Source organism: Cyclobacterium sp. L-R, assembly GCF_056859355.1.
Map to the genome: position 1 here is coordinate 1 of NZ_JBSXOH010000038.1, position 2,357 is coordinate 2,357.

3 protein-coding genes are annotated in these 2,357 nt (G+C 33.5%); all 3 read right to left on the reverse strand.

All coding sequences use genetic code 11. The annotated features are described in order from the left end of the window. Positions 1-98: 98 nt before the first annotated feature. Entirely contained in the window at positions 99-311 is a 213-nt protein-coding gene (locus tag AC13EX_RS03655) for a hypothetical protein (RefSeq protein ID WP_482891580.1), read from the reverse strand. A 27-nt stretch (positions 312-338) separates the two neighbouring features. Next, positions 339-1,232 (reverse strand): DUF4238 domain-containing protein, encoded by an 894-nt coding sequence (locus AC13EX_RS03660; RefSeq protein ID WP_482891581.1) that lies wholly within the window; start codon positions 1,230-1,232, stop codon positions 339-341. Positions 1,233-1,368: 136 nt separating this feature from the next. Further along, the gene (locus AC13EX_RS03665; RefSeq protein ID WP_482891582.1) at positions 1,369-2,076 is read right to left on the reverse strand and encodes a DUF6438 domain-containing protein; all 708 of its coding nucleotides are present in this window, start codon (positions 2,074-2,076) and stop codon (positions 1,369-1,371) included. Positions 2,077-2,357 lie beyond the last annotated feature (281 nt).

A 2,357-nucleotide genomic window follows, 5' to 3' on the forward strand; every position in this document is an offset into this window, starting at 1 on the left:
AGAAAACCATTCCCCATAAAAACCAAGTTTCCAACACTACTGGTCCCTGAGCCTGTCGAAGGGTTCCAGCCGTCAGAATGCTTAGTTATTGGGTGTAGTTATTTATTTTCTTTTAGAGCTTGTTCAATGTAATTTTCTGCATCTTGTTTTTTAATGTTTTCGTCTGAAACGAAGTCTAAGATCATTTCATATCCGATATATGCCCTTGGCTGTCTAATAAATTTCATTTCCTTTCTCGTCAACTTCCTTTCAAGCTTTTTAGATAAGGTTTCTGTTATGCTTTTTATAAAATTCTTCTCGATTGAATCCATTTATGAGCCTTGTATGATGTAATTGTTTTATTTATGATAAGTGTTAAAAACAAGCTCTTTTAATCGACCTGCGTATTTTGAATTTTGATAATTCTCATAATATTTGATGACTTTCTCCAAATACCATTTATCACTACAGATTACATATTGATTAGCTTGTTCTAAAATCAACATATCTTGAAAAACCAAATTATGATAATTTCTTGGAAGGTGTTCGTTAATTCGTAATAGAGAAGTACGGTTACCAACTGGTAAGATTAACTCACTTCTTAAATCTTCAGGCTCTTCAGGATTTTTATAAAAAATTATTGGATTATCCGAAGTTAATTGAGCACCACGACCATCTCTATTTAAAACACGCCATTCTAATAAATCATTAACTGGATGCGGTTTACCAAAGCTGGTAAATGCTAAAATTGGCATAATTGCCTTTTGAAAATTCTTATCAGAAAGAGCTTCCTTATGAAATTCTTTATCTGTAATCGGTTTTGAGTCAAGAGTTGCTTCTAACCCGAAATCTTCTAAACGGTCATACTTTTTGAGTCTATCATTAAAGTGTTTATCAGAGACAGGTGAGCGCCAGTAGAAAAGAGGAATCATTAGTTCCAAATTCCCAATTGTGTCTTCTGGGCAGGTTTTCCAGTCAAAACCCTCTGATTGTAATAGCTTCAAGGTCTTTGAAAACTTTTCATCATAATGGCAATACACATTTGACTCTAAACCTTTATATACCTTGTCTTTTCCAAAATTCAAGATATATCTATCCCATTCAAAGCATATCTGTTTTGGTGAAATGTATCTTATTGTTTTAGAGTTGTATTTTACTTTTTTGTCATAGATATAGAACTTGTTATCGATGTCAGTGAAATTGGTTAAATAACCTTCTGGAATAAAGTGATTTCTTCTGTATTCGTTACTCATTTTTTAATTACACCCAACGTGATTCAGCTTGGAGACGGCGGGCATTTGAAAACGTTCTCTTCCATGCCACTCCTAACTTCTTAAAGATACTGATTTTTATAGTTACTCGGTACCGCCCGCTGGATCCAAGGTGATGTTATGGACTGTTTTCAATTAACTGCCTTTCAAAAAAGTAAAAATACCTTACGATGTTTTCATATTTCCCTTCAAACAATCCATCAATTATTGAAATTTTTATTTCATTTGGATATTCCACAACCATATTAAATCTTGGAGAATCAGGTGGGTTTGAAAATTTATCATCAGGATAATCTATTATTTTAACCACTTCTAATAGGTTATTTAATTCATTTATTATTTCTATATTCAAATTATACTCCTTTGGACCTTCTATTTCAGTGTACTCTATTCCATTAAAATTAACTGTGCCATCTGGGAAAATTTCTACTTGAAAAACTGGACAAAACCCATGACAAGGTTCAATTTCAAAGTATAGCCTATGAAAATTCATGCTTGGTGTAGATTCAAATTTTTTGAATGTGTAACCTACATCATCAATTACAAAGGTTAATTCATTTTCTTTTTCAAGTTTTACAAAGCAGGTATCATAGATGTTTTCAAAGTATTCCTGAGTATTCTTGACGATTAGCATTCCATCATTAATGGTGAACTCAAACAAGCCTGGAGCTTCATAAATAGGATGCATCATTACTGAATCCCTGAATAAAAGAATTTTATCATCGTTAAACCAAAATCCATTTAGTTTTTGAGAAATATTTTCTTCTTCTCTTTTATTGCATGAAAGGAGAGTCAGAAAGAAAAATATGTAGAAGGTTATCTTCATCGTTCTTGAAATAGTCCATAACGTAAAGAGTTTTAAACGCAATCTAGCCAAAAAAAATAACTATTTGAGGAGGAGTCCCTTAGATTGCGGTTAAAACTTAGTTGGACAGCCTGTCCCGTTTTTTTCGGGAAAACCGGGGACCTGTCTATGGGCATTTATGTTTCGTTATTTGGGAGAGTTTGGGGTGTTTGGTGCCAGAAACCCCAGTTTTGATCTCCCTAACCACTGACTTGTGGTTGTTTTGGATACTGTAGGGGCAGTCCTTTCCCATTAACGCCCTG

Bases quoted from the DNA above. Each gene is read 5' to 3' on its own strand.
- AC13EX_RS03655 (WP_482891580.1), bottom strand. From the start codon at position 311: ATGGATTCAATCGAGAAGAATTTTATAAAAAGCATAACAGAAACCTTA.
- AC13EX_RS03660 (WP_482891581.1), bottom strand. From the start codon at position 1,232: ATGAGTAACGAATACAGAAGAAATCACTTTATTCCAGAAGGTTATTTA.
- AC13EX_RS03665 (WP_482891582.1), bottom strand. From the start codon at position 2,076: ATGAAGATAACCTTCTACATATTTTTCTTTCTGACTCTCCTTTCATGC.